This window comes from uncultured Amnibacterium sp., from assembly GCF_964245895.1.
GTDB lineage: Bacteria > Actinomycetota > Actinomycetes > Actinomycetales > Microbacteriaceae > Amnibacterium.
This window is the reverse complement of the sequence record NZ_CAXTOQ010000160.1, coordinates 1-7237: the sequence shown is the minus strand read 5'-3', so window position 1 is coordinate 7237 and position 7237 is coordinate 1. Positions and strand designations below refer to the sequence as shown.

Sequence of the window (7237 nt, the reverse complement as noted above, 5' to 3'; positions counted from 1 at the left end):
CGATCGCGGCGGCCGACACGGTGGGCCGGGCTCCGGGCAGCGCGACGCGGCGCTCGTCGGCGGCGGCGGGCGCCGCGGCGAGGCCGGAGACGACCACCGCGGCGGCGGTGGCGAGGACGACGGGGAGCGCGCGGGCGCGCGCGCTCCGCAGGGAGGAGGGCACGAGGGGGGACACCTTCGGGTGGGGTGCTGCGGCGCCGTGGGTGGGGGCGCCGTGCCGAGCGGGGACTCGACCTCGCCAACCTACGAGCGGCTCCGCCCGCCCGCATCCCCCCGTCCGGGGCCTCGCTCGTTCAGGCCGGATCCGCCGCCGCGCCCCGCGTTCGCGCTCGCGGTCCGGCGTGTCGCGAGACGAGCCTCAACGAGGAAGGGCTGGGGCGAGCAGCGGCAGCGCGGCCAGCAGCGCGTCCACGTCGTCCTCGCCCGACGGGTGCCCGAAGGTGATCCGCAGCGCGCCGCGCGCCGTCGCCTCCGGCAGCCCCATCGCGAGCAGCACGGGCGAGACGCGGGTGACGCCCGCGAGGCAGGCCGACCCGGTGCTGACCGAGACGCCGGCGGCGTCGAGCAGGAGCAGGAGCGACTCCCCCTCCGCCCCCTCGACCGTGACGTGGAGGTTCCCTGGGAGGCGGTCGGGGCCGGGCGCGGCGCCGCGGACGACCGCGCCGGGTAGCGCTGCGAGGACGCCGGCGAGGGCGCGGTCGCGCAGCGCGGCCAGCCGCACCGCCTCAGCGTCGAGGTCGGCGACCGCCTCCTCCGCCGCGACCGCGAAGGCGAGCGCGAGCGCCGCGGAGGGGGTGCCGGAGCGCAGCCCCCGCTCCTGCCCGCCGCCGTGCAGCAGCGGCGCGGTCGGCGCGGACCGGCCGGCCAGCAGCGCGCCGATGCCGGCCGGACCGCCGATCTTGACCGAGGAGAGGCTCATGAGGTCGGCGCCCGACCCGTCGAACCGCGTCGGCACCGAGCCGAAGGCGGCGATCGCGTCCACGTGCACCGGGACGCCGCCCGCGTGCGCCGCCGCGACGAGCGCCGGCACGTCGTTGACGGACCCGACCTCGTTGTTCGCCGCGAGCACCGTCAGCAGCGCGGCGCCGGGCTGCCGCTGCACCGCGTCGGCGACGGTCGCGGGCGCGAGCCGGGCCTCCCCGTCGACCGGCAGGTGCACGACCGTCGCGCCCGCGCGCTCGAGCGCCTCCGCGGTCCCGACCGTCGCCGCGTGCTCGCCGCCCGGCACGAGCAGGGCTCCCCCACGGGCGCGCCAGGCGCCCGTGATGGCCAGGTTGACCGCCTCCGTGCCGCCGGAGGTGAGCAGCACCTCCACGGGCTCGCAGCCGGCGGCGGCGGCCAGCCGTTCGCGCGCCTCCTCGAGCAGGGCGCGCGCCACCTGGCCGTGCCGGTGCACGGAGGAGGGGTTGCCGACCGTGCCCAGGGCCGCCGCGAGCGCCGCGGCCGCCGCGGGCCGCAGCGCGGTGCCCGCCGCGTGGTCGAGGTAGGCGCCCATGGCGTCATTAGGGTAGGCGCGTGCAGGCCGAGCCCGTCGCGACCGACCGCTTCCGCGACCTCGGGGTCCGCGTCGGCCTCGACGGCGGCGTCCTGCGGGTGGCGAGCGCCACCGCGACCAGCATGGAGCTCTGCCTCCTCAGCGAGCGGGACCCCTCCTGGGTCGAGCGGACCGTGCGGATGAAGCGCGGCGACGACGGCGTCTGGACAGGCGGCTCGGCGCTGCTGACCCCCGGTCGGCGCTACGCCGTCAAGGTCGGCGGACCCGACGGCCCGCGGCACGCGTTCGACCGGTCGCGGCAGCTGCTCGACCCGTACGCGCGCGGGATCGTGCGGATCGACCAGGACTCGTGGCGCAGCGTCGTCGTCGAGGACGACTTCGACTGGGGCGACGTGCGCAAGCCGAACGTGCCGCTGGCGGAGACCGTCGTGTACGAGGCGCACGCGAAGGGGCTCACGAAGCAGCTGCGCTCGGTGCCGCGGGCGCTGCGGGGCACGTACGCCGGCGTGGCGCACGAGTCCACGGTGGCCTACCTCAAGGACCTCGGCGTCACCGCGATCGAGCTCCTGCCGGTGCACCAGTTCGGCAGCGAGCAGCGGCTGATGAAGCAGGGCCTCGTGAACTACTGGGGCTACAACACCGTCGGGTTCTTCGCGCCGCACGCGCAGTACGCCTCCCTCCCCGCGCAGTCCTCCGGGCCGCAGGCGGTGCTGGACGAGTTCAAGGGCATGGTCAAGCACCTGCACGCCGCGGGCATCGAGGTGTGGCTCGACGTCGTCTACAACCACACAGCGGAGGAGGGTCCCTCCGGCCCGATCCAGAGCTTCCGCGGCATCGACAACAGCACCTACTACCGGCAGGACGACGGCCGCTACATCGACACCACCGGGTGCGGCAACAGCCTCGACTGCTCGCAGGAGCAGGTGCGGCGCCTCGTCCACGACTCGGTGCGGTACTGGGCGCAGGAGGTGCAGATCGACGGCTTCCGGTTCGACCTCGCCGTGACCCTGGGCCGCGACGAGCACGTCACCTACACGCCGGACGCGCCGCTGCTGCAGGAGCTGCTGGCCGACCCGGCGCTCGCGGACGTGAAGCTGATCGCGGAGCCGTGGGACGTGGGCCTCGGCGGCTGGCAGACCGGCGGCTTCCCGCCGGGCTGGTCGGAGTGGAACGACCGCTACCGCGACACCGTGCGCGACTTCTGGCTGACCGACACCGTCATCACGCGGCACGGCGGCCTCGCGCGCACCGGGATCGGCGCGCTCGCGAACGAGCTGGCCGGATCCTCCTGGCACTTCTCCCCCGAGCGCGGCCCGCTGGCGAGCGTCAACCTCATCACCGCCCACGACGGCTTCACGCTGAGCGACCTGACGTCGTACAACGCGAAGCACAACCTGGGCAACGGCGAGTCGAACCGCGACGGCACCGACAACAACCGGTCGTTCAACTTCGGCATCGAGGGCGCGACCCGGGTGGAGCGCGTCGTCGCCGACCGCCAGCGCGCGATGCGGAACCTGCTCGGCACCCTGCTGCTGTCCGCGGGCGTGCCGATGCTGCTGGCCGGCGACGAGGTGGGCCGCACGCAGCGCGGCAACAACAACGCCTACTGCCAGGACGCGCCGGTCAACTGGGTCTCCTGGAACCCCGCGGAGTGGCAGTCGGACCTGCAGGCGATCGTGAAGCGGCTGATCCGCATCCGCCGGGAGCACCCCGCCCTGCGGCCCGCGACGCACGCCTCCGACACGAGCGAGAACCGGATGCACTGGTACACCCCCGACGGGGTCGCGATGGACGAAGCGGCGTGGACGACGCCGGAGAACCGCACGCTGCAGTACCTGGCGCAGGCGGGCGCCGACGCGACCCTGCTCGTCGTGCACGGCGACGAGACGACGATGCGCGCCGCGCTGCCGGAGCACGACGGCATCACGGACTACGAGCTGCTGTGGACGAGCGCGGACGACACCGCGTTCGGCCTGCACTCGGTGCCGGGCGAGCACATCCAGATCGACGGCCCGACCCTGCTCCTGTACGCCGCCCGCTAGCGCGCACCTGAGCAGGAATCCACGAGCACGTCAGCAGGAGGAATCCGCTTCCGCAGGAAGAATCGGGCGAGTTCTTCCTGCCGTTGCGAGAAGTTCCTGCTGTCGTGCTCCGGAGGTGTCGTGGGCGGATGACGTGACGCCCGAGCTCGCTTGACGCGGAGCACGACAGCAGGAAGAACTCGCTACGGCAGGAGGAATCGGGCGAGTTCTTCCTGCTGAAGCGAGTTGTTCCTGCTGAAGGACTCCGGAATTCCTGCTGAAGTGCTCGGTCAGTGCGCGACGGCGACCAGGCCCATCTCGGCCGGGTCCGCCAGGTACGCGTTCTTCGGCACGACGCGGACGTTGTAGCCGAAGGAGCCCGGGCGCGCGAGGGTCACGGTGCCGGCGAAGGTCTGGGAGCCGTCGAGCGCGATGGGGCCGGTCGCGGCGACCGCGTCCTCCTCCAGCGGGGCCAGCTCCACCGTCGCGGTGTTCTCCAGGTCGTCGCCCTCGCGGGAGGTGCCGTAGACGACCTGCACCGCCACGTCCTCGGGCGCGAGCGTCCCCAGCTGCACCTGCGCGCGCACGTGGAGGCGGTCGCCGACCTGCGGCACCCGCGCGAGCCCGCCGGACTCGACGTGCACGACCGAGACCGCGCTCCAGCCGGAGGACACGACGTGCTTCCACGCCGCCAGCTCGCGCCCGCCGGCGTAGTCGGCGACGCTGATCGCCTCGGCCGCCGCCGCCGCCGGGATGTAGAGCCGCTGCACGTACTCGCGGACCATCCGGTCGGCGGACAGCTCCGGCGACAGGGTGGCCAGCGTGTGCCGCACCGACTTCAGCCAGCGGGTCGGGACGCCGTTCGCGTCGCGACGGTAGAACCGCGGCGCGATCTGGTTCTCGATCAGGTCGTAGAGGCTGTCCGCCTCCAGCTTGTCGCGCTCGGCGGCGTCGCCGGCCGAGTCGGCGGTGGGGATCGCCCAGCCGTCCTCGCCGTCGTAGTACTCGTTCCACCAGCCGTCGAGGATCGACAGGTTGAGCGCGCCGTTCAGCGCCGCCTTCATGCCGGAGGTACCGCACGCCTCCAGCGGGCGCAGCGGGTTGTTCAGCCACACGTCCGTGCCCGGGTAGAGCACCTGCGCCATCGCGATGTCGTAGTTCGGCAGGAACACGATGCGCCGCCGCAGCTCGGGGTCCTGGGTGAACCGCACGAGCTTCTGGATCAGGCGCTTGCCCTCGTCGTCGGCGGGGTGCGACTTGCCGGCGATCACGATCTGGATGGGCCGCTTCTTGTGCGTCAGCAGCGAGATCAGCCTGTCCTCGTCCTCGAGCATGAGGGTGAGGCGCTTGTAGGTCGGCACCCGTCGGGCGAAGCCGATGGTGAGCACCTCGGGGTCCAGCAGGTCCTGGAACCACGCGGGGGCGGAGGCACCGGGGTTCTCCTCGTGCCAGGCGGCGGTGACGCGGCGCCTGGCGTCCGCCACGAGGTTCGCCCGCATCGTGCCGCGCACCCGCCAGAGGTCGGCGTCCGAGACACCGGGCCCCGCCCAGTCCGCGGCCGTCGTGTCGGAGGTGCCCAGCTGGTCCTGCGCCAGCTGGAGCAGCAGCGGATCCGTCCAGGTGGGCGCGTGCACGCCGTTCGTGACGGAGGTGATCGGCACGTCGGAGGCGTCGAACCCCGGCCAGAGCCCGCTGAACATGCCGCGGCTCACCTCGCCGTGCAGCTGGGAGACGCCGTTCGCGTGCTGCCCCAGCCGCAGGCCCATCACCGCCATGTTGAACACGTCGCCGGAGCCGCCGGGGTAGTTCTCGCCGCCGAGCGCGAGCACCTCCCACACGTCGACGCCGGGCAGCAGGTCGCCGGAGAAGTACTGCTGCATGAGGCCGCGGTCGAAGCGGTCGATGCCCGCGGGCACCGGGGTGTGCGTGGTGAAGACCGTGCCGGCGCGCACCACCTGCAGCGCCTCGGCGAACGACAGCCCGTCGTGGATCAGGGTCGAGATCCGCTCGAGGCCCTGGAACCCCGCGTGGCCCTCGTTGGTGTGGAAGACCTCCGCCTCGGGGTGCCCGGTCAGCTCGGTCCAGATCCGCAGCGCGCGCACGCCGCCGATGCCGAGCAGCACCTCCTGCAGCAGCCGGTGCTCGCCCCCGCCGCCGTACAGGCGGTCGGTGACGTCGCGCAGCGCGTCCTCGTTCTCCGGGATGTCGGTGTCGAGCAGCAGCAGGGTGACGCGGCCGACCGCGACCTGCCAGATCCGCGCGTGCAGCGTGCGCCCGTACGGCAGCGCGAGGGAGACCAGGGCCGGCGCCCCGTCCGCGTGCCGGGTGAGCGTGAGCGGCAGGCCGTCCGGGTCGAGGACCGGGTACGCCTCCTGCTGCCAGCCGTCCGCGGAGATCGACTGCTTGAAGTAGCCCGCGCGGTAGAACAGGCCGATGCCGGTCAGCGGCAGCCCCAGGTCGGACGCGCTCTTCAGGTGGTCGCCGGCGAGGATGCCGAGGCCGCCCGAGTACTGCGGCAGCGCGGCGGCGATGCCGAACTCGGGCGAGAAGTAGGCGATGTGGCCGGGAGCCGAGGTGAGCGACTGGTACCAGCGCGGCTCGCTGCAGTAGGTCGCCAGGTCCTCGCGCAGGGCGTTCGCCCGCCCGACGAAGTCCGGGTCGGCGGCGAGGGCGCCGATGCGGCTGGGGCTGACCGCCCCCAGCAGCGCGACCGGGTCGCCGGCGATGGTGCGCCAGATCTCGGGATCGATCTCCTCGAACAGGCGCCTCGTGGGCTCGTGCCACGACCAGCGGAGGTTCGCGGCGAGCTCGTCGAGCGCCGACAGCGATGCCGGCAGCACGGTTCGGACGGTGAAGCGGCGGATGGCTTTCACTGCGGCGGGACTCCTCATCCTCGTGGCTCCGGTCACCCTACGGGAGGGACGTGTCGCCGATGCAAACGGTTGCGGGGAGCCGCGAGGAGGCCCGTCCACGCACCTCCCATGCACCTCTTCTATGGTGAGCACGTGGCTGACACCCAGGCAGCGGCCGATGGCGGCATCCCCGCGAGGACGCGGTCCCGGAGCACGGGCACCCGTTCCGCAGCGGTGCGCCGCCCCGCCAAGAAGACCCCGCCGTGGACGCCCGTGCTGGGTCGCATCCCGGTGCTCGACCTCTCCCCGCAGCAGCCGGACGACCTCTGGCCCGCCAAGGCCTTCGACGGCGAGGTGGTGCCGTTCTCGGCGACGGTGTTCAAGGAGGGGCACGACGTCATCGACGCGGCGGTGGTGCTGACCGCGCCGTCCGGCCGCGTCGTGCGCCGGCCGATGGTGCAAGTCAACCCCGGCCTGGGCCGGTGGACCGCGTCGCTGCAGGTGGACGAGGTCGGGCCGTGGACCTGGCACGTGGAGGCCTGGCTCGACGACTGGGGCACCTGGCTGCACGACGCCGGCATCAAGATCCCGGCGGGCATCGACGTCGCGCTGATGCTCGAGGAGGGCGCCCGGCTGCTCGAGCGGGCCGCGGACAACATCGACCCGCGTCGCAAGCTGAGCTCGCTCTCCGACGACGAGCTGGAGGCCGAGCTGTCGCGCCGGCGGGCCAGCCGCGACGCGGATCTGGCCGTGCAGGTGGCCAGGGCGCAGGTCGACGCGCCGAGCAAGCCGGCCTCGTCTCCCGCGGGGTCGCCCTCGGCTCCGGCGGCCTCGGCGCCGTCCGCGGGGCCGTCGACCACGCCCAGCGA

4 protein-coding genes are annotated in these 7237 nt (G+C 73.7%); 2 read left to right on the top strand and 2 right to left on the bottom strand.

Going from position 1 to position 7237, the window contains the following annotated elements:
• Positions 1-358 precede the first annotated feature (358 nt).
• Positions 359-1495, bottom strand: coding sequence for a cysteine desulfurase family protein (locus ACFE60_RS16100; protein ID WP_375389874.1), 1137 nt, complete (start codon positions 1493-1495; stop codon positions 359-361).
• Between the two features lie 20 nt (positions 1496-1515).
• Between ACFE60_RS16100 and glgX the strand changes: the two genes are divergently transcribed.
• On the top strand, positions 1516-3537 hold the full coding sequence (gene glgX / locus ACFE60_RS16095) for a glycogen debranching protein GlgX (RefSeq protein WP_375389873.1): 2022 nt from the start codon (positions 1516-1518) through the stop codon (positions 3535-3537).
• Between the two features lie 269 nt (positions 3538-3806).
• Here glgX and glgP read toward each other — a convergent pair whose 3' ends face one another.
• Entirely contained in the window at positions 3807-6389 is a 2583-nt protein-coding gene (gene glgP, locus ACFE60_RS16090) for an alpha-glucan family phosphorylase (RefSeq protein ID WP_375389872.1), read from the bottom strand.
• A 132-nt stretch (positions 6390-6521) separates the two neighbouring features.
• On the opposite strand from glgP, the gene ACFE60_RS16085 reads away from it, so the two are divergent.
• Positions 6522-7237 (top strand): maltotransferase domain-containing protein (locus ACFE60_RS16085; protein WP_375389871.1); only part of this gene is annotated, 716 nt, incomplete at its 3' end.

Coding starts and splice junctions, on each gene's coding strand:
- ACFE60_RS16100 (WP_375389874.1), bottom strand. CDS start 1,495: ATGGGCGCCTACCTCGACCACGCGGCGGGCACCGCGCTGCGGCCCGCG.